General features: G+C 29.4%; 21 protein-coding genes. 17 read left to right on the plus strand and 4 right to left on the minus strand.

The window, feature by feature from the left end; all coding sequences use genetic code 11:
- Window positions 1–84: 84 nt before the first annotated feature.
- The 3 genes from ABF633_RS18185 to ABF633_RS18195 all read left to right on the plus strand — a co-directional run bounded on the left by ABF633_RS18185 (window position 85) and on the right by ABF633_RS18195 (window position 2,844).
- Complete coding sequence (locus tag ABF633_RS18185; protein ID WP_415525668.1) at window positions 85–678, plus strand: class D sortase; 594 nt, start codon at window positions 85–87, stop codon at window positions 676–678.
- Window positions 679–990: 312 nt separating this feature from the next.
- Complete coding sequence (locus ABF633_RS18190; RefSeq protein WP_415525670.1) at window positions 991–1,902, plus strand: polysaccharide deacetylase family protein; 912 nt, start codon at window positions 991–993, stop codon at window positions 1,900–1,902.
- 30 nt (window positions 1,903–1,932) lie between these two features.
- Window positions 1,933–2,844, plus strand: a complete 912-nt coding sequence (locus tag ABF633_RS18195; RefSeq protein WP_415525672.1) for a polysaccharide deacetylase family protein — start codon at window positions 1,933–1,935, stop codon at window positions 2,842–2,844.
- A 39-nt stretch (window positions 2,845–2,883) separates the two neighbouring features.
- On the opposite strand, the gene ABF633_RS18200 is transcribed toward ABF633_RS18195, so the two are convergent.
- The 3 genes from ABF633_RS18200 to ABF633_RS18210 are packed head-to-tail and all read right to left on the minus strand — an operon-like array spanning window position 2,884 to window position 3,847.
- Window positions 2,884–3,384 (minus strand): hypothetical protein, encoded by a 501-nt coding sequence (locus ABF633_RS18200; RefSeq protein ID WP_415525674.1) that lies wholly within the window; start codon window positions 3,382–3,384, stop codon window positions 2,884–2,886.
- Between the two features lie 26 nt (window positions 3,385–3,410).
- A complete protein-coding gene (locus tag ABF633_RS18205) occupies window positions 3,411–3,596 on the minus strand; it encodes a hypothetical protein (protein ID WP_415525676.1) in 186 nt (61 codons plus the stop codon).
- Between the two features lie 11 nt (window positions 3,597–3,607).
- Window positions 3,608–3,847, minus strand: coding sequence for a metal-binding protein (locus ABF633_RS18210; protein WP_415525677.1), 240 nt, complete (start codon window positions 3,845–3,847; stop codon window positions 3,608–3,610).
- 278 nt (window positions 3,848–4,125) lie between these two features.
- On the opposite strand from ABF633_RS18210, the gene ABF633_RS18215 reads away from it, so the two are divergent.
- A complete protein-coding gene (locus ABF633_RS18215) occupies window positions 4,126–4,404 on the plus strand; it encodes a hypothetical protein (RefSeq protein ID WP_415525679.1) in 279 nt (92 codons plus the stop codon).
- A gap of 53 nt (window positions 4,405–4,457) precedes the next feature.
- Here the strand turns inward: ABF633_RS18215 and ABF633_RS18220 are convergent, their stop codons facing one another.
- Complete coding sequence (locus ABF633_RS18220) at window positions 4,458–5,450, minus strand: putative ABC transporter permease (RefSeq protein ID WP_415525681.1); 993 nt, start codon at window positions 5,448–5,450, stop codon at window positions 4,458–4,460.
- Between the two features lie 212 nt (window positions 5,451–5,662).
- Here ABF633_RS18220 and ABF633_RS18225 point away from each other — a divergent pair, with 212 nt between their 5' ends.
- From ABF633_RS18225 to ABF633_RS18285, 13 genes are all read left to right on the plus strand, one after another.
- A complete protein-coding gene (locus ABF633_RS18225) occupies window positions 5,663–6,436 on the plus strand; it encodes a YdcF family protein (RefSeq protein ID WP_415525683.1) in 774 nt (257 codons plus the stop codon).
- A gap of 173 nt (window positions 6,437–6,609) precedes the next feature.
- Window positions 6,610–7,491 (plus strand): L,D-transpeptidase family protein, encoded by an 882-nt coding sequence (locus tag ABF633_RS18230; protein ID WP_415525685.1) that lies wholly within the window; start codon window positions 6,610–6,612, stop codon window positions 7,489–7,491.
- 235 nt (window positions 7,492–7,726) lie between these two features.
- On the plus strand, window positions 7,727–8,302 hold the full coding sequence (locus tag ABF633_RS18235; RefSeq protein WP_415525686.1) for a nucleoside recognition domain-containing protein: 576 nt from the start codon (window positions 7,727–7,729) through the stop codon (window positions 8,300–8,302).
- 15 nt (window positions 8,303–8,317) lie between these two features.
- Window positions 8,318–8,836: a spore maturation protein gene (locus ABF633_RS18240; RefSeq protein WP_015613634.1), complete on the plus strand. Its 519-nt coding sequence runs from the start codon at window positions 8,318–8,320 to the stop codon at window positions 8,834–8,836.
- Window positions 8,837–9,276: 440 nt separating this feature from the next.
- A complete protein-coding gene (locus ABF633_RS18245; protein ID WP_415525688.1) occupies window positions 9,277–9,906 on the plus strand; it encodes a uracil-DNA glycosylase in 630 nt (209 codons plus the stop codon).
- A 131-nt stretch (window positions 9,907–10,037) separates the two neighbouring features.
- On the plus strand, window positions 10,038–13,304 hold the full coding sequence (locus ABF633_RS18250; protein WP_415525690.1) for an SNF2 helicase associated domain-containing protein: 3,267 nt from the start codon (window positions 10,038–10,040) through the stop codon (window positions 13,302–13,304).
- A gap of 741 nt (window positions 13,305–14,045) precedes the next feature.
- Window positions 14,046–15,986: a methionine--tRNA ligase gene (gene metG / locus ABF633_RS18255; RefSeq protein WP_415525692.1), complete on the plus strand. Its 1,941-nt coding sequence runs from the start codon at window positions 14,046–14,048 to the stop codon at window positions 15,984–15,986.
- Window positions 15,987–16,443: 457 nt separating this feature from the next.
- Window positions 16,444–16,962, plus strand: a complete 519-nt coding sequence (locus ABF633_RS18260; RefSeq protein ID WP_415525694.1) for a GNAT family N-acetyltransferase — start codon at window positions 16,444–16,446, stop codon at window positions 16,960–16,962.
- Window positions 16,963–17,073: 111 nt separating this feature from the next.
- Window positions 17,074–18,384, plus strand: coding sequence for an ArnT family glycosyltransferase (locus ABF633_RS18265; protein ID WP_415525696.1), 1,311 nt, complete (start codon window positions 17,074–17,076; stop codon window positions 18,382–18,384).
- 212 nt (window positions 18,385–18,596) lie between these two features.
- Window positions 18,597–19,442, plus strand: a complete 846-nt coding sequence (gene rfbD / locus ABF633_RS18270) for a dTDP-4-dehydrorhamnose reductase (RefSeq protein WP_415525698.1) — start codon at window positions 18,597–18,599, stop codon at window positions 19,440–19,442.
- A gap of 147 nt (window positions 19,443–19,589) precedes the next feature.
- A complete protein-coding gene (locus ABF633_RS18275) occupies window positions 19,590–20,012 on the plus strand; it encodes a VOC family protein (protein ID WP_415525700.1) in 423 nt (140 codons plus the stop codon).
- A 223-nt stretch (window positions 20,013–20,235) separates the two neighbouring features.
- Window positions 20,236–21,009 carry a class I SAM-dependent methyltransferase gene (locus tag ABF633_RS18280; RefSeq protein WP_415525702.1) on the plus strand — a complete coding sequence of 258 codons (774 nt, stop codon included), beginning with the start codon at window positions 20,236–20,238 and terminating at the stop codon, window positions 21,007–21,009.
- Between the two features lie 221 nt (window positions 21,010–21,230).
- Complete coding sequence (locus ABF633_RS18285) at window positions 21,231–21,488, plus strand: hypothetical protein (RefSeq protein WP_415525704.1); 258 nt, start codon at window positions 21,231–21,233, stop codon at window positions 21,486–21,488.
- Window positions 21,489–21,830: the final 342 nt, after the last annotated feature.

The following is a 21,830-nucleotide window of genomic DNA, read 5'->3' on the forward strand; positions in this document are numbered from 1 at the left end:
GTTGGATTCAAAATATTCGTCGCATCTTTGACTTACTATTTATTTTCACATGCCTAAGTAATAAAAGTAATGGAGGTAAATGTGATGAAAAAATTTAAAATAGTTGGAGGCATTCTTATTGCGGCTGGAATAATAGTAATTTCTTCAGCAATAGGTATGAGATTATGGGCAGCACATAAGGAAAAGGCAATGATTAATGATTTCCAGAGGACAATTGCTCAGGAAGATAATAAATCCAATGCAGATTCAAGTACAGATGCACAACCTCCAGCAGATGCTGAAGGAGCTATTGGAATAATTACAATACCTAAGATAAATTTAAAAGTAGCCGTAGGAGAAGGTGTTGATTTAAGTACTTTAAAATATGCAGTAGGGCATTTTAAGGGAACAGCTATGCCGGGACAGAAGGGAAATTTTTGTGTGGCAGGGCATAGAAGCTATACCTATAGTGAATATTTTAATAGATTAGGTGAAATTAAAAATGGTGACATAATTAATGTACAAGCTAAAAGCGGTACTTATACTTATAAAGTATATAATATTAGTGTTGTAACTCCTGATCATGTGGAAGTTTTAAATCCGACTTCAGATGCTACAATGACTCTTGTTACGTGTACACCTATAAGAATTGCAACCCATAGGCTCATAATTAACGCAAGACTTGTTGAAAAACAATAATTTATTAAAATAAGCAGATATTAAAAAGGTAATATTAACTTATTATCCACAAGTTATCAACAATTTTGTGGACAATGTGTATAACTCAATAAAATGAATTTCTATTTATTTATAATTAACGTAGAGAATTAAGAATTTACACAAGTTAATAACATATATATTGTGGATAATGTGAATAAGTACTAATAATCTAAAAACATAACTTTTATATTTTATAGTATAATATGGATAAATGTATACTTTTTTGATAAAATATAATAGTAAATTAATATAAAAGTAATTATTATTTAAATTATTAGGAAGGAAGCCATAATGAAAAGTGAAGAAAAAAAGATAATAGGTGTGAGTTTTTTTATATTAGTGGCAGTAATTGTATGGGCAGTAATTGTCAATGTCAATAAGCATAGTGATATTGCCAAAGCTAATACAAGTACAGCAGCAGATAAAAAAATTGCCAATGATTTGAGTTCAAATAAACAAGCCTCAGAAGTTAGTAATGAAGCTGATAAACAAAATAAACAAACACCGATGAAAAGTAACGATAAAGGGGTTCCAGTAGTTATGTATCATAGTGTGAGTAATGAGGCAGCGTCAGAGAATGTTGCTGGGCTTAGAGTAACTAAAAACAATTTTGATGCTCAAATGAAATATTTAAAAGATAATGGCTATTATACATTGACTATGGACGAAGTTAATGATTTCATTACAAAGAATAAGCCTATACCTGAAAAATCTGTAGCATTGACTTTTGATGATGGATATGAGGACAATTATACCAATGTCTTTCCAGTTTTAAAGCAATACGGATTTAAAGCTACTGTGTTCGTAGTAGCTAGTGCTATAGATAAAGATCCTAATTACTTAACTACGGCACAGCTAAAGGATATGCAAAATAATGGATTAGATATAGAAAGTGGTACATATGAAAATGTAAGACTCGGTGATTTGACTGCTGCACAACAGTTAAAAAGTCTTCAAAATTCAAAACAGCGTTTAGAATCAATTTTGAATAAAAAAGTTAACTATGTATCCTATCCTTTTGGAAGCTACAATACAAATACTTTAGATGCAGCAAGTAAAGCTGGTTATTTATTAGGACTTAGCAGAGATGGAAAATGGAGTTATAAAACTGATGGAGCATATAAATTAAGTAGAGTTTATATGGGACCGAAACATACTGAGGCTAATTTTGAGGATAGAGTAAATAACAGCAATTATCAATAAAGTTATGATATATTTTGAGGAGGCATGGTAGTGAGGACTTTTAAACTAAGAATAGTATGGATAATTGTAATTATCTTAGTTTTGTTGTGTGGTATAGTTACATATAATATAGTTACCAACAAAAGAAATAATAATTCATCAGCCAATAATAAACAAGAAAATTCAAATAAAGTCGCTGAAATTGATATAAAGAAAGATGAGCCTAAATATAATAAGCTGAGAGAATTTAAGGGAGAAAATTTGATACATAATGACAAACAAATACCAGTACTTATGTATCACAGCATTGCTGATAATAGTAAGGTAACTGATAATGTCAGTAAAAGCATTATCTTACCTCCGGAAGTTTTCAAGCAGCAAATGCAGTATCTGAAGGATAATGGGTATACTACTTTAACTTTAGATGAATTATATAATTTCTTAAAAAATGACAAACCAGTTCCAGAAAAATCAGTGGTTTTAACCTTTGATGATGCTTATGAAGATAACTATACTAATGCATATCCTATACTTAAAGAGTTTGGATTTAGGGCAACCATTTTTGTTATTACAGGTGGTACAGATAAAATTGGTGCATATTTAACTTCAGCTCAGTTAAAGGAAATGGATGCTAATGGAATTGATATACAGAGTCATACAGTAAATCATGAAGAGCTTGATAAATTGTCTTTAGAAAAGCAGCAGGAGACTTTGGTACAATCAAAACAGTTTCTTGAAAAGCTTCTAGATAAGAAAGTGGATTATATTGCATATCCTTCTGGAAAATATAATAATTTTACTGAACAGGCAGCCAAAAATGCAGGATATACTATGGCATTTACCATTAATAATGGGTGGGCAAATAAAGATACAAATATACTCTTTTTAAACAGAGTATTTGTTAATGCCCTAAAGGGTTTTGATCAATTTAAAGAAAGGCTTACTAATCCAAACTATCAATAAAATTATAAATAAAATAACAGGATAAATTATGTAGTATAATTACCTGTTATTTTTTTCTGATCCATTTTCATTTATATTAAGATTCAATTTTTTAGTTTTCACCTCATCAGAGAACTTAGATATGTCTAGGGTATCACCAGAGATAAAAACAGATACATTATGTTTCAATTGATTTTTGTCTAAAGGATCTATGTAATTATTAGCTTCAGCTTTACTTAAAAGAATTATTAGTGCCTCATTTATGTTTTTGTTATGAACATTACTTTCACTTATTATATTGTTACCACTTGAAGTTAGGGAGGATGCATCTATCACTTTTCCATATTTATTTACTTTTAAATTTATAGATGTGCCTACGTCTATAATCACTAGGCTTGAAGAGTATGAATAAAAATAGCAGGCAATAATGAATAATAATATTATTGAGATAAATAATATTATTAAAGGATTTTTAATTTTATTGAGTCCATGTAAAGATTTATTTTTTTTTAGCTTAAACTCCTCTAAATCTATAGTTTCTGATTCAGTAATTTTATCCATTGTTATCACCTACAATAAAATTTATGTTATAAAATACCCTCTTGCTTTAATATTTTTTCTAATTGATGCACTTTTTCTGATAAAAAAACAAATTGCTCTTTTACGTTTTTATCTGAAATGATTTTAGAATCAAAATCTTTTTCCATGGCTTCCACAGTAATTAGTGCTTCGTCAATTTTTTGCTTTGCTAGGTCTAGACTTTCTTTATTCATAGTAATCTCCTCTAGTTTATATTATCTCTGTATTTTAAATACTCTTCATTTAGAAAAGGTGCTGGAAATTCAAAAATCTTTTCATGTCCACATAGAGAACAAGTACATTGACAAATATCATAGGTCTCATCATTTATAACTAATATTTCCAGTTCGTTTGCTTCGTAATCTCCTCCACAGATTTCACAGGGAGTATTATTTATAACTTTATATTCGCTTTCAATATATTTCATTATATCAGTTAATATCATTTCTTGCCTCCAGTTTAGGAATTATAATTTTTTAGAACTACCTGCCAACATAAAATATTATAACATATATTTTTTAAAAAGTAATAAAATATATTGACATGCGAACGAATGTTCTGTACAATGAAAATGCGAACAGGAGTTCGACGTAATAATAGATTTTATAAGTTCATATACTTTATATGTAAACAAGCATTAAGCATGAATTAGTATAGTCTATTCAATAGATATTTTGTAAATGTGTAACTATATAAATTAATAATATGATGGGGGACTAATCTATGGATAAAAACAATTTGTTTGTAAAAATCGATTATATAATTAATGATTCAGAGGATAAACCGAAGGAAAACAAAGTTTTACATAATACTAAAATAAGAAATTCAGATATAAAAGCAACTAAATATTTAATTGGTGGCGGTGTATACAATAAGAGCGGTGGAACTATAGTTTTCAAAGCAAAAAATTTAGAGGAAATTAAAAATGTTACATCACAAAAGCCATTAGTTAAAGATGCCTTTATGAGATATGATGTAGTTATATTACCTAAAAGTATTTAGAAGACATATTAGAAAGCATTTATCAACAGTTTTGTATAACTTTCTACAAAATTTTAATGCTTAAACTTCTTTTTAGCTTTTAAATTTATAAGTTTAATCTTTTTTTGTACATCAATTAAAACCCTAGAACCATATTTAGATTTTAGATTAGGATAAGCCTTGAAGATTCTTGAATGATTATAAGCAATTTTATCTAAAATTCCTTCATAAGTAGTCTTTAATTCCTTAACTTTTTTATTAAGAGTATAAATTATATCTTTTTCTTCTTTTGGTAATTTGCTGGATATTTTAGAAACCAGGTTACTAGTTGTATTATCAAGTTTATAATTTATATTATCAAGTGTGTTAGATAAATTTTTAGTTGTATTTTCAAAAACATCTGTAACTTTATTTTTTATGTTTCTAGGGGCAGCAGATACATCTATAGGATTTATAGAATCACCAATTTGTTTTATTGTATTAAGTTTGCTCCTTAATTCTAAAGAAATATGATAAAGTTCAGCAAATAATTCCTTTAGTTTTATTAAAGAAATCATAGTTATATACAGGTCTATTATAAAATAACTTATCAATATATACATAATAACAATTCCATAGTTTAAAGGTAGGGCATTTACCATAGATTCCATTATATACGGATGGATAAAAACTAAGATAATCAGTGAAACTAGAAACCATATTATGGAAAATTTGAGACAGATTCTACCTTGAAGATTAAATTTAGTATTAGAATAATCCCACCAAGTAGTATTAAATAATTTCTCAAGAATAAAACCTGTAATATATTCAATAAGAGACGGGAAAAAGAGACAACTTACAATTAAAAATATAATATTGTTTTCAAAAGGCTTAACTATCATTATTATAGATATGGCACCAAAACCATAAACAGGGCAAAAAGGACCATTTAAAAAGCCGCGATTTACAAACTCTCCTTTAATTTTAAAAGAATAAAGCACTTCTACACACCAGCCTAAAAAGGAATAAAATATAAAGTAAAAAAATAAATGATAAAAATCAATATTAAATATAAATAGATAAGGCATAAATAGTCTCCTTTAAATGTAGAAATATCTTTGTAATTTTTTATGGCTTAATAATATGTATAATATCATACTTATACTAATAATTTATATAGAAATATAAGAAAAAACTATGAATATTTTACCAATACTGTATTAATTCATTTAAGAATATATTAAAATTTAACATATATAAGAGAAGATTAGCATATTACATTTATTGGGAGGATGTTTATATGATATATTTGAAGTGTCATATATTTGAGAAAGCTATAATAATGTTGGGTATATTAAGCTTATTGTATTTTATAATATGTTTTTTAACTTTCAACATAATAGTAAATTTCTCGCTTTTTTTTGCGCTAATAGGGATTATTTTTATAGCAGTAGGAGTTTTGAAAATTAGCCTAGGAGAAAAAAATATAATAATAAAAAGAGCTTTTAAAATATTTAATATTTCTATCATTTTAATTTTATCAGTGTTTATATTTATTGAAGCATGCATTGTATATAGTGCAAATAAGACTGTTAAGGACAAGCCGGATTATATTATGATTTTAGGTGCTGGAATAAGGGGAAGAAATATGCTTCTAATTCAGCTTCAGCGAACTGAGAAGGCATTAGAATTTATAAAAAGAAATCCTAATGTGAAAGTTATAGTATCCGGGGGACAAGGAAAGGGAGAAGACATATCAGAAGCGGAGTCTATGAAAGAATACCTTATTCAACATGGTGTAAATAGTGAAAATATATTAAAAGAAGAAAAATCTGAAAATACAATGGAAAATATGAAATATACAGCAGAGATTCTAAATAAAGTAGATAGTAGACCTAATCCAAAGATAGCTATAGTTACAAGCAATTATCACGTATTTAGGGCAAAATTTTTAGCAAGAAGAGCAGGGCTTAATGTAGAGGGTATAGCAGCACCAGTTAATAATATTTTGTTGCCTAATTTTTCTATAAGAGAATGCTTCGCTATAATAAAGTCATTTTTTATGGATAAATAAAAATTTTTTAACATAATTTGTGTAAATAGTTAACTATTAATTAAAATTAAAGTATAATAAAATTATAAATTTAATTAATAAATATTAACTAAATTAATCAAAATAAATATCAACTCTAAAAGGGGGAAAATTTATAAGTTAAAATCTTGTTAAGAGAGGGATGGAGCAGTAGCATGAGGCGAATCTTATTAATAGCAATTATAGGTTTAATAATAATTTTTACTTTTTCTGCCTGCAGCAGCTTGGCTGATATAGGTAGTGCTTTTGCGCATAATTTATCTTCTAGTAAAGATAAAAGCAGCAAAACAGATAGTACGCAGGTAAATAAGGCAGGTAATGCTAGTACACCTGATGAAAAAAAGTCAACTCCAGCACCACCACCAAGAGATGTGCTTAAATCAGGAGATAAGGGCGATGATGTAAAGGATATTCAGAAGAAACTTAATAAATTTGGCTATACTGTAGATGAGGATGGGGATTTTGGAGAACAGACGGTATATGCGGTAATGGATTTTCAACATAGGCATGGTCTTACCACTGATGGAATAGTAAAAGGTTCCACATTGGATGATCTGAAAAAGGAGCCCACAGCTGATGTCATGTATCAGCCTACAGCACCGGTAGTATCTAATGCTAATTCTGCAAATGTTGAAAATATAGTGAATCAAGTAGATACTCAAAGCTACACTAACTATTATATTATGGTAAATATAGCACAACAAACGGTATATATCTTTAATGGTACAAATCGTAATTGGAAATTAATAAATTCATTCCAATGTGCATCAGGAACAGGGGGTACACCTACAGTTTTAGGACATTTTTTTGTAGGAATCAAAGGACCTCAATTTAAGTCAGGAGAAGCCATACTTAAATATTATACTCAAATTCAAGGTAATTATTTATTTCATAGCGTTTTATTTGATAAGAATGGTAATTTATTAGATGGAACACTGGGCAAATCTGCCTCTCATGGATGTGTAAGGTTAGCTCTTGAAAATGCAAAGTATATTTATGATAATGTCCCTATAGGGTCTGGAATCTGGATACAATAGTTTGGGTTCATGATAATATTAAGTAATTAATTGTATTTAGCACTGTCAAAATTATTTAAATTTAGTAATTTTGATAGTGCTTTTTATTTTATGATAAATAAACTTTAGATTACTGAAGGGCGGTTTCATTCTTTTCTATAATAGAGAATTGCATATATTAATTTTATGCTTAAACGTAAAGTTAAAGTAATTTTAATGACAGCTTGTATATATAAATATATGAGGGGTGATTAATATGATAAATTATATATGGTTTTTTATTATAGCGTTTGGTATTATATTTGGGCTTGTAACGGGAAGAGGTGAAATAGTATCAAAGGCAATTGTGGGTTCCACTACTTCAACAGTACAATTAACAATAGAATTATTAGGATTAATGTGTCTTTGGTGTGGAGTAATGAGAATTGCTGAAAAAAGTGGACTAACAGATAAATTGTCTAGAATATTAAAACCAATACTTAGGATTATTTTTAAAGATAGCTCTAAAAATGATAAGGTTATGGGGCCCATGATTATGAATTTAACTTCTAATATGATGGGACTTTCAAATGCTGCTACGCCTTTTGGAATTGAAACTATGAGTGAAATGGAGAAAATAAATCCAATTAAAGGTACTGCTACAAATGACATGGCTAGATTTTTAGTTTTGAATGCAGCTTGTATTCAGTTTGTTCCAACTTCAGTTATATCCATAAGAGCGGCTTGTGGATCTCAAAATCCAGGAATAATTATAGTACCGGCTATAATAACTACAGCTATAGCTGCTGTTATGGGCATGATTTATTGTAAAATTTTGGAGAGGTATTTTTGAAGCGGGGTGAAGTAGTTGAATTATGCTATTAAGGCAATAATCCCAATAATCATATTAGTAATAGTAGTTTATGGAATGCTAAAAAATGTCAAGGTATATGAATGCTTTGTAGAAGGGGCGAAGGATGGCATAAGTATATGCATTAAGATATTTCCCTATCTTCTTGCCATGATTATAGCTGTAACTGTCTTTAGAGAGTCTAGAGCTATGGATTATTTTATAGCTTTAGTAAAACCTGTGGTAAAATTCATCGGATTACCTCCGGAACTTGTACCATTAGCTTTAGTTAAGCCTCTGTCAGGTAGTGGTGCTATGGGGATATTTGCAGAAACACTAAAAAAGTATGGGACAGACAGTTACATAGGTTTAGTTGCTTCTATAATGATGGGATCTACTGAAACTATATTCTATACTATAACTGTATATTATGGCTCTGTGGGAATAAAAAAAATAAGACATACTCTTTGGGCAGCAGTACTGGCAGATATTACTGCTATTATTATGGCAGTGACTTTTGCAAAATTTATTATATAACTAATTTGTAGAGTTTATAATATGATTACCTCACAAAAGTATATTTAATAAAAGATATATACTATATGTAGTGAAGATTTCATATTGGAACTACTATAAACAGAGTTCTTAGCATCAGGTGGAGTCTTTATTCCAACTGATGACTACTAACAGAGTTCTAAGTATCGGTATTTTCGATACTTAGAAATCGTTGTCCTTTAGGGTAAGTCGTTATCCAGGGACGTAGCCACTCTTTACTCCCACTTTGAAGAAGCTGGGAGTATTAGAGTGGGTAGTCATCGGATAAATGGTATAGTAGAAATTAATTTACAGCTTTCGTGTTTTAATAATGGTATAATATAAAAATAAAGTAATTAAAAAGGTATAAATTTTAGGAAAATATGATTGGTAGATTTATGGTATTATTAAAATAAAATGTTATAAAGCTTGAGGTGATTATTTTGCTTCATTGGAAAGAACTTAAAGAAGAAAGTGAAGCTTGTACTAAATGCGGCTTATGTGAGAATAAAACTAATGTGGTTTTTGGAGAAGGTAATATAAATTCCAAATTGATGTTTATAGGGGAAGCACCTGGAGCAGATGAGGATAGAACTGGGAGGCCTTTTGTAGGCAGGGCTGGGCAGCTGCTTACAAAAGCACTTAATGCATTGGATCTTATAAGAGAAAGGGACTATTATATTTGTAATGTATGTAAATGCAGGCCGGAAAATAATAGAACTCCTGTGGAAGAAGAAGCAAAGGCTTGTATACCATACTTAAGAAACCAAGTTGCACTTATAAAACCTAAGATAATTGTGTGTTTAGGAGCTGTAGCTATGAAATATGTTATGGAGGAAGCTTTAAATAATAGTGGAAATTCCTTGGATGAGGTAGAAAGTGAACTTTGGAAAGACGTATTGAAAACTGGAACTATGAAAATAACTCGTGATAGAGGGAAATGGCTAAAAGTAAAAAATTTTAATATTATGGCTACTTTTCACCCGGCAGCTCTTTTTAGAGATGAAAGTAAAAAGAAATTATTTTGGCAGGATCTTAAAAGTGTTAAAGAAAAACTGGAAAAACTAAATTAAAATTCAGATATAATTAAATGAATAATAAGTGAATTTTATATATTATTTATATTAGTAAAATTGAAATAGATCTTTTAATTGAAATAATTTCTTATATTTGGATAAAATATAGATAAGCAGAGGTGAGAGCGGTGTTTGATATTAAAGAAGAAACTGTAAAGTATTGGGCAGATGAATTTGTATATAAAAAGGCAGATAATTACTATAAAAAAGGTAAAGTTAAAAAAATAAATGTTACTAAGAATTACAATAAGGAACTTGGTGATAATGAGACAAAAATAGAAGCTGTGGTAGCAGATAATGGAATGGAATTTGCAAATGAAATATGGTTTAATGACAGAACGGGAGTCAATAATGTAAAATGCCAGTGCAGAGAGTTTCACAAGTATTCCTTAGATGATAGAATTTGCCCACATATAGCTGCAGCCATGTTTAAATACATAAGAGATAAGAATAGTATAACGGGACGCAAGTATACTATGAGAACAAATATACTGATTGATCAAATAAAAAATGGAATGGTAGAAAAAGAGAATATTGGGAAAGAGCTTAACATGGAAGTAAAACTTGAAATAAATCCATGGTCAGAAAAAGGTTCAAGTCTGCAATTGAAAATTGGAGAAGATAGATTATATGTGGTTAGGAATATGAGAGAATTTATAAATTCTTATATTGGTAAAAGTCAAAACATAGAGTTTGGTAAGGGCTTTACCTTTGATCCAATGGTTCATCATTTTAATGAGGAAGACAGAAGGATTGTAGAACTTATTGAAGAAATTTATGAGGATGATGAGAGAAACTATCAATTTGAATACTCTTATAACGGGGGCAATAAAATTTTAGTAGGTAAAAAGGCCCATCTTACAGATATTAAGGTAAAAAGATTTTTAAATATAATAAAAGACAGAGAAATAAATATCAGTATAAAGGCTCAGGAGTATAAAAATGTAAAAATTGTTAAGGAACCCATACCTTTAGACTTTCAATTGGTATCTAAGAATAATGAAATAGAGCTTATACAAAAGGATAGTATACCATATCCAATTACAGAAAATGGAGAATACTTTTTTCATGAAGGCTTTATATATAAGGTAGATGAACAGAAAAGAAAATTATACATACCTTTTTATAATGCATTTTTGAAAGAAAGAAAAAATGTAATAAAGTTTGATGTAGAGGATAGCGGAAAAATTGCATCTTACATAATACCAAGCTTGGAAAAGATAACTGATAACCTTGTAATAGATACTAGTCTTCAAGAAAAATTTTATAGGGAACCATTAAACACCAAAATATATCTGGATAGGTCAAATGATATGGTAATGGGAACTGTTAAATTTTGTTATGGAGATATAAACATAAATCCTCTGGCCAAAGACAATGGTAGTTCTAAAGATTCTATACTTATAAGAGATGTAGAAACAGAATTAACTGTTGTTAATCTATTTAAAAATTATAAATTTCAAAAGTATGGAGATGAATTTATAAATAATGAAGAGGAAGAAATAATTGATTTCTTAAATAATGGCATCAGTACACTTCAGGATTTCTGTGAAATATATTATTCAAATTCCTTTAAAAATTTCAAGATATATGGAACTTCATACTATAGCGGGGGAGTAAAATTAAATGATAATGACCTTCTGGAATTTAATTTTGAAATAGAGGGCGTAGATAAAAGGGAATTAAAAAATATATTTGATGCCTTAAGGCAGAAGAAAAAATATTATAAATTGAAAAAGGGAGGCTTTGTACCTTTAGAGTCTGAAGAGATAAAAAATATTGGGAATATGATCGACTTTTTGGATATAAAGGATTCTGATCTGGAAAAGGATACAGTAATAATTCCTAAATACAGTTCAATGTACATAGATGAAAACATAAAGCTATATAATATGGACTATATTAAAAGAAATAATAAGTTTACACAGCTTATAAATACCATTAAGGATGTAAAAGATGCAGATTTTTCTGTACCCAAAGTTCTAGAAAAAATTATGAGAAAATATCAAAAGGTTGGATTTAAATGGCTAAAGACTTTAGCTAGCTGTGGATTTGGCGGAATACTTGCTGATGAAATGGGCCTGGGGAAAACTTTGCAGATAATTAGTTTTTTAGCCTCAGAAAAAGAAAATGGAGATAATATGCCTAGTCTTGTAATAGCACCAACCTCTTTAGTTTATAATTGGTTTTCCGAGATTGAAAAGTTTTATCCAAATTTAAAGGCTTTAGTAGTATCCGGTTCTAAGGAACAAAGAAAAAAATTTATAGAGAGTTCCAATGAGTATGATATTTTAATAACATCTTATCCACTTATAAGAAGAGATATTGAATATTATAATTCTATAGAGTTTAAGTATTGTATCTTAGATGAAGCACAGCAGATAAAAAATCCCAATTCTATAAATGCTAAGTCTGTAAAAGAAATAAAGGCTAAAAATTATTTTGCATTGACAGGAACGCCTATTGAGAACTCTCTCTCGGAACTTTGGTCAATATTTGATTTTATTATGCCCGGGTATCTTCTGTCTCATGGCAAATTTGTGAAAAAATATGAAGCACCTATTGTAAAGGCAAATGATAAAAATGCTTTAGATGAGCTTAATAAACATATAAGACCTTTTATATTGAGAAGGTTGAAAAGTGAAGTTATAAAAGAACTTCCTCCTAAAATTGAACATAAAATAGCTGTAGAAATGACTGAGGAGCAAAAGAAAATTTACGCTGCTTATTTGCAAAATGCTAAAGAGCAAATAGATAGCAATATTAAAGAAAAAGGCTTTAATAAGAGTAAACTTATGATATTATCCATACTGACAAGGTTAAGACAAATTTGTTGTGATCCCTCTATATTTATAGAAAATTATAAGGGGGACAGTGGAAAGCTTGCAGCTTTGGATGATATAATCGAAAATAGTATAAATTCCGGACACAGAATATTGCTTTTCTCACAGTTTACCAGTGTGCTAAAAAATATAGGTAAATTTCTAAGTACTAAAGATATAGAGTATATGTATTTAGATGGTCAGACAAAGATGGAAGAAAGAGGACATATGGTAACAGCTTTTAATCAGGGAAAGGGAGATATATTCCTTATATCCTTAAAAGCAGGAGGAACGGGACTTAATTTAACTGGAGCAGATGTAGTTATACACTATGATCCATGGTGGAATCCAGCAGTTGAACAACAAGCTTCTGACAGGGCTCACAGAATTGGTCAAAAGAAAACTGTAGAAATAATAAAGCTTATAGCTATGGGTACTATTGAAGAAAAGATATATGAACTCCAAGAGAAAAAAAGAGATATAATAAAAAGTGTTATGGATATTGATAATTCTGAAGAGGCCATAATTTCAAAGATGTCAGAAGAAGAAATAAGGGATTTACTGAGTAGTTAAGACATCTTTAAGCGAACTCGTTTCAGCAAGCTGAAACATCGGTAAATCAGGTGGGGAGTCTACCCCACCTGATTGGAAAATCCCACCTTCGCTTCGCTTAGATGTGGAGGTCTGAACCTTTCGGTCAGGAAAAGATCAAATCTATGCCTCAACCCAGTATTGACAATAGAAAAAATATGTAATAACATAAAAATGTAAGCCAAACTAAAAAATGTTGTTATAATATTTTAAATGTTGTTTATAATATGAAATAGATAATTGAAGAAGAATGCATTGATGGGAAGAGTAACAATTAGAAGCATTTATAAGAGAGCTGAGATTGGTGAAAATCAGTAATGTCTATATTTGTGAACATGGCCCCTGAGCAGTATATCTGACTAAAGATGGTGTATAATAATTACACACATAACTTAGTAGGATATAACGAAAAGCACACGTTAAAGTGTAAGGTGATAAATTGATATAGGAGGTTTGAATCTATCTTATATTGAGGAGTCACTTAGTAAGATTTCTGCTGCAAGGTAGAAATGAAGTAGAGTGGTAACGCGATAACACGCCTCTAAATAAAACTGGTTTTTATTTGGAGGCTTTTTTGTATAGAGAAAAACATCATATAGTGAAGCTAGAAGAGGTTTCTAGCTTCAAATAACAAAAATGTAATTACTTTATATAAAATCTTTGATTAGTAATTTAGGAAAATTACAAATTGAAATATAAGATAGAATTTGAGGAGGAAGAAAAATGAACGAAAAGAAAAAATTTTATATTACTACGCCAATATACTATCCGTCAGCTAAGCTTCATATAGGTAATACCTATACTACTGTGGCTGCAGATGCACTAGCTAGATTTAAAAGATTATGTGGGTATGACGTAATGCTTCTTACGGGAACAGATGAGCATGGTCAAAAGATACAGAGAAAAGCTGAAGAAAAAGGAGTTACCCCTAAGGAATATGTGGATGAAATAGTGGCAGGAATAAAAGACTTATGGAAAATGATGAATATAGGTTATGATAAATTTATTAGAACTACTGATGATTATCATGTAAAGGCAGTTCAAAAAATAGTGGAAAAACTTTATGCGCAGGGCGATATATATAAAGATGCTTATGAAGGTCTATATTGCACTCCCTGTGAATCTTTTTGGACAGAAACACAGCTTGTGGATGGAAAATGTCCCGATTGTGGAAGACCGGTAGAAAAGACAAAAGAGGAAGCATATTTTTTTAAGATGTCAAAATATGCAGATAGACTTATTGAATATATAGAAAACCATCCTGAATTTATTCAGCCAGAATCAAGAAAAAATGAAATGTTAAATAATTTCTTAAAACCAGGACTTCAGGATTTATGTATCTCAAGGACTTCTTTTAATTGGGGAATACCAGTAACTTTTGATGAGAAACATGTTATATATGTATGGATAGATGCTCTGTCAAATTATATTACAGCACTTGGATATGGCAGCGAGAATGAAGAACTCTATAAAAAATATTGGCCTTGTGATGTTCATCTGATTGGAAAAGACATATTAAGATTTCACACAATATACTGGCCAATAATGCTTATGGCCTTAGGTCTTGAGCTTCCTAAACAGGTTTTTGGACACGGATGGCTATTAGTAGATGGAGGAAAAATGTCCAAATCCAAAGGCAATGTAGTAGATCCAGTAATATTGGTTAATGAATTTGGAACTGATCCTGTAAGATATTATTTATTGCATGAAATACCTTTCGGCGCAGATGGATTATTTAACAATGAAATATTTATTAAAAGAATAAATTCTGATTTAGCTAATGATCTTGGTAATTTAGTCTCAAGGACAGTAGCAATGATAGAAAAATATTTTGAGGGTATTATACAAGCACCTACAGCTAAGGAAGCTTTAGATAATGAGCTTATTGATTTAGCAATTGAAACCCCTAAAAATGTAGAAAAACATATGGATGCTTTGAAAATACCAGAAGCTTTAGATGATATATGGGAACTTATAAGAAGATCAAATAAATATATAGATGAAACTACTCCTTGGATACTTGCAAAAGAAGAAGATAAGCAAGCAAGGCTTGGAACAGTTCTATATAATCTAGTGGAAAGTCTTAGAATTGTATCTACGCTTTTGTCAGCCTTTTTACCAGAAACCAGTGAAAAAATAAATGATCAGTTAAATGTAGAATTGACAACCTGGAACAGTATAGCAGCCTTTGATGGAACAAGGGCTGGCAGTAAGGTTAAAAAGGGAGAAGCCATATTCCCAAGAATAGACGTAGATGCTAAACTGGAACTGCTTAATAAGATAAGAGAAGATCAGTTGAAGGCTTCAGCAAAACCAAAGATACAGCCGATAAAAGAAGAAATCACTATAGAGGATTTTGATAAGATAGACTTGAGAGTAGTAAAGGTAATAGAATGTGAAGCTGTAAAGAAATCAAATAAGCTTTTGAAGTTAAAAGTCCAATTAGGTGAAGAAGAAAGACAGATCATTTCAGGTATCTCCAAGTATTATAAACCTGAAGAACTTGTAGGTAAATATGTAGTATTGGTAGCAAATTTAAAACCGGCAAAATTAAGAGGAGAACTTTCACAGGGAATGATACTTGCGGCAGCTACAGATGATGATAGCAAGCTATTCACTGTATCCATTCCAGGAGAACTTCCAACAGGAAGTCAGGTAAGATAAGTGTAGTTGTCTAAAAAAGTCTTGAACTAGACATTATTCTATTTAAAGTATTAGATATGGAACATTAAAATGTTAAACTCGATATACTCAAATTTCTGAGTATATCGAGTTTTTGTTTTATGAAATGAAATTATGAGAAGGAACGGAAAATTAACTTCATATAATTTAATGTACAAAGTTATATTAATAAAGAAAAGATTAATTTATGGGTTATAAATAAAAAGTTTACTTTTGAAGGAAATTAAGTTCATTTGTAGAATAATGGTATTAAGAGAAATGAATTGAAGGATGAAGATAATGTCTATAATGTGAAGCTTGATAGTTAAACATTTTATATGTTTGATGTATTTTATTAAAAATAGATCGGGCGTATTTGTAGGATTTTACGAATTAATTTAATTAACAAGGTTGAAGTGTTTTTAAATATGATAATAATAGAATCAAAGGAGTGAGTTTTGTGTTATTTAAATTAGTAGAGCCAACAATTAAAATGGAAAAAGAATATAATGACTATATTAACGAATGGGAAAAAGAAGAGGATAAAATAGTTCCATATGCAGCGAGAAGAAGTATTATAGATTATAAAGAATTGATTATTTTTTGGAGAGACATGACAACAGATAAAGCATATGATAGGGGTTTTGTTCCGTCTACACTATACTTTTTAGTCGATGAAAATAAAAGAATTTATGGAGCCTTACATATCAGACATGAATTGAATGAATATTTACTAAGCTATGGTGGACATATCGGTTATGGAATAAGACCATCTGAGCGTAAAAAAGGTTATGCTATAAAAATGCTATCATTATCATTGCCAATGATAAAAAAGTTAGGAATTAAAAAGGCATTGATTACATGCAATAAGACAAATAGTGCATCAGCAAAGACTATAATCAAGAATGGTGGGGTTTTAGAGAATGAAGTTATGGAAGATAGAGAAATAACTCAAAGATATTGGATAGATATTAAATAAGTTCGAAATTTTCTTATATTGTGAACTTACTATTGATTTTTGAAAATGAGTGAAGTGATTATGTGAAAAGAATAGGAACTACTATTTAAGTTATAGGATAGGTGAAGGATAATGAAAACTGAAACAAGTAGATTAATTTTTGGACAGCCTACGAAAGAAAGTTTATTCAGCTTAAAAGAAGAGGGAAAAAAAATAAAAATAATTTTAGGAATTACTTGCTCTATATTTCTTTTGATAAATATTTTTTCGATTTTCATATATGGTAACTCCACTTTGTTAGGTAGTTTGACTAACCCAGATAATGATGACGTTAAATTTATTAGAAGTGCTTGGACTTTAGTGGATACTGGACAGTATGTTTATCATAATCCTGGAATTTCAACGGCTTTTATGATGCCTGGGTTACCTTATAGTTTAGCATTTTTTGTAATTCTGTTTGGAAAGTTTGATGGAATAACTGCCTATAGGATTTTTCAATCAATTATACAAACTGGCTCTCTATACTTAGTGTTTTTAATTGGCAGAAAAATATTTAATAGCAAAATAGGCATAATGGCTGTAATTATAAATGCATTATATATTTCTGATTATTGGGTAGCAAATTTAATATTAACGGAGAGCTTATTTAAATTTTTTGTATTATTATTAATATATTTTTCTATTTACGCTATAGAGAAAAAAAATACTAAGTATTATATCTTTGGCGGTATATCTTGGGCACTTGCTACTTATTTCAGACCAACAATTGCTGCTTTCCCCATTATTATTTTAATAATATGGATATTAAGAAAATACAGCATTAAGGAAATGTTTAAGTATGGAACAATTGTACTGGGAATTTTTTGTTTAATAATGTCTCCTTGGTGGATTAGAAATTATAATGTTTTTCATAAGTTTGTTCCACTTACCTTAGCAACTGGTAATCCAATGCTTCAAGGTACATATATTAATTATGATCAAAGTACCAAAGCGACAGATGGATTAAATTATAATCAATTTAAATATACAGGAAAAGAATATCAAGAAAATCAAGTTGATATTCAAGTATCTAAATATAGACTGAAAAACCTTGTACCAAAGCATCCTCTTAAATTTTTGTTATGGTACACACTAGGTAAAACTTATTATGAAATAAGGATGCCTTTTCTTTGGATACCATTTTTAGGAGTACCCTTTGTGATGTCATTTCTATGGCATTATTTGATAATTGTCTTTGGGGTAATTGGTATAGTTAAGTTTTATTTAAATAAAAATAGAAACAGAATGGGAATAATAGCTCTTTTAATGATACTATATTTTATAGTAATCTATTTACCGTTCTATGCTTTTGAAAGATATTTCTATCCTGCAATGCCATATTTGATTATTTTTGCTGCATATGCTTTTTTGAATATTAAAGAGAAAAAATTTAAAACTCTTTAGTTGTTTATCACTAACTCTTCAATTTCAATCATTATAATTTACCACTTAATCAATAATATGGTACTATTTTATTATACAATTAATACGGACTAGTGAGAAACTGAGAAGTAAAGATTATTTATATAATCTGCAGACAAATAGTAATTTGTAAGTTAGTTAAGTAAAGATTTTGTGTATAAAGAACTGGCTATATATGAAGGGATGAGAAATAAATGAAAGTTTTAGTAACGGGTGCAACAGGACAGTTAGGATATGATATTATAAAAGAACTCAAGAAAAGAAATATAGACGCAGTTGGTATTGGCTCAAAAGATTGTGATATAACAGTTAAAAATGCCGTCTTTCAGACAATTGAAAATATAAGACCTAATGTAATTATTCATTGTGCTGGTTATACTGCAGTTGATAATGCAGAAATTGAAATAGATAAATGTAACTTAATCAATGTAGAAGGAACTAAAAATATTGCATTGGCTTGTAAGCAATATGATATAACGCTATTATATGTAAGCACAGATTATGTGTTTAGTGGCGATGGTACAGAACCATGGAAACCAGATGATGAAAGAAAACCAGTTAGTCAGTATGGAAAAAGCAAGTATCAAGGAGAGTTAGCAGTTGATAGTTTACTTGATAAATATTTTATAGTTAGAATTTCATGGGTATTTGGAATTAATGGAAAAAATTTTATTAAATCTATGTTGAAACTTGCTGAAACTAACAATGAAATAACGGTGGTTTCTAACCAAGTTGGTTCTCCAACATATACTGTGGATGTTGCCCAAATTATGGTTGATATGATTCAGACAGACAAATATGGAAAGTACAATGTTTCAAATGAAGGCTTCTGCTCCTGGGATGAATTCGCACAAGAAATTTTTGCTTATACGAATAAAAAAATTAAAATTATTCCAGTATCTAGCGAAGAGTATGGTGCAAAAGCAAAGAGACCTTCAAATAGTCGAATGGATAAGACTAAATTAGTCGAAAACGGATTTAAGATATTACCTTGTTGGAAGGATGCTTTAATAAGATTCTTGGAAGAATATAATTGTTAGTTTAATGCATATTTTTCTTATATGAAGTAATAGTAGACATCAACACGTACAAAGCTAGATAAATAGCTATTTGTACGTGTTTATGGATATATAAGGAAAATAGAATATATTTCGAATTATTAATTGATTTTAAAGGGGAGTGTCCTTATGGGTACATCAAAAAAACCATTATTTAGTTATATGGACTGTATAGAACTCTATACTCCAGACATACAGCGGGGAATTGAATATTATTGCAACAGTCTTGGATTGAAAGTTTTATGGAAATCAGATTCAGTAGCAGGCCTTGGAATGAGTGAAGGAATAACTGAAATTGTCATTCAGAATGAACGCAAAGAACAGAATATTGATATAAAAGTAGATTCAGTAATTGAAGCGGTTAAAGAAATAGAAAAGGCAGGAGGTCAAATTATATACGGGCCTTTTGACATTAGAATCGGGAAATGTGCAGTTGTAAAAGATCCTTGGAACAATAAATATGTAATATTAGACACTACAAAAGGCACTTACATTACTGACAATGAGGGGAATATTATTGGACAGAACAAACCATCCAATAATATTATTTAGTAATATAATAAGTTCAAAATATTCTTTTAGGCAGTAATAATAGATAAATGTAACATATGATCAATATAATTAATTCAATAAATTATAATTTTAGATGGGGGATTTCAAGTGAATATTGCCATTTGGATTGCTATAGGTATTGCTCTTTTTTGATCTTTAGGTGCTATCAATAAAAAAGATAAGAAGAAATAAATTTCAATTTGAAGGAAAGGAATATTAGTATATGAATAATGATGAAAAACAAGATTATGATAAAATGAACTGGCTATATAATGCTTTCTATGGAGATATGGCTACTGAACAAATACGGCAATTAGAATTTATAGAAAACCATAAGAATTTGTTACAATCATATACAGATAAAGAAGTATCTATATTGGATTCTGCCTGTGGAAATGGAGTTCAGGCTACTGCATTAGCATTAAATGGATATAATGTTACAGCAACTGACATAAGTAGCGAAATGGTGAAACTTGCAAATGAATTTTCGCAAAAGCATAATGTGTCAATATCAACAGAGGTTAAGGGATGGTCAGAACTACCAAGTGTTTTTCAGGCACAATTTGATATTGTGTTTAATATAGGCAACTCAATCGTTCATTCACCAAATGCAGTAACAAGAGAAAATGATATTTCTTCTTTGGTTCAAGTACTTAAAAAGAAAGGGACACTTGTTATAGAAACTCGTAATTGGGAAAAAATAGTAGCTGAAAACAACAGATTTACTGTATATGACAAAATATCGTACCTTAATAAAGAGTATATACCAATGTATCATTGGAAATTGAATGGTATTGAGCAAGAATCAGAGGTAGAGATTTTGTTTCAAGAAATTTGGGAAGATAATCATGTTGAACTTTATGAAAATTCATTAAGTTTTACACCATTCACACATATGAATTTATTGGATACAATGAAAAAACTAGGTTTAGATATTATAAGAGATACATTCGATAAAGAGTGTGATTGGTATCTGATATATGGGAGAAAGGCATAGTTAAATTTCAATTTGTCTGATTGAACAAAACGAGCATAATGTGTGGTTTAGTTAATAAATATTTTTCATATAAAGTTAATTACTGTGAATAAAGGAGATACGAATAGGTGGAAATAAAGAAAATATTAACTCGTTTATACGTAAATGATATAAATATATCTATAGATTTTTACAAAAAACTATTAAATTAAGATTGTGATTTAAGATTTAATTACACTGAAATGAATTTAGAATTAGCACAAATAGGTAATATTTTAATTTTAAGTGGTACTGATAAGGCTTTAAAACCATTTAAGGATACGAAGGCAACTTTCTTAGTAGATTCTGTTATTGAATTTAAAGAATTCTTATTAAATAATGAAGCTGTAATTGTTAGAGACATAAAGAAAGTTCCAACAGTAATGAATTTAACTGTAAAACATTTAGATGGCACTGTAATTGAATATGTTGAACACAAAAATGTTAGTTCGGGAGTGTAAAAAAGGTGAAGTAAAATTTATGTAAGAGTATTAAAAAAGGGGGTAAGTGAAGTGGAAGATTTTTTAAAGGCTGCGTTTCCTTGGGTTGCTTTTGGTTTTGCTGTTGCTATTGTCCTTACGTATATGAGTTCAAAAAAGAAAAAGCAAGATGATAAAGAACAGTAAAATCCAATTTGTCGCAGATATTATAAATATAATCTATTACACAATCTTCTATTATTATAAACTACGCCTTTTTCTTATAATGTGATTTAGAAATCTTAAGAAAAAATAAGGAAGCGATTTATTTATAGATATCCAAGTTCAATATTAAATTATTTATAGTAACTTTTGGCATTAACA

It is taken from the genome of Clostridium sp. (assembly GCF_047718555.1).
Taxonomy (GTDB): Bacteria; Bacillota; Clostridia; order Clostridiales; family Clostridiaceae; genus Clostridium_I.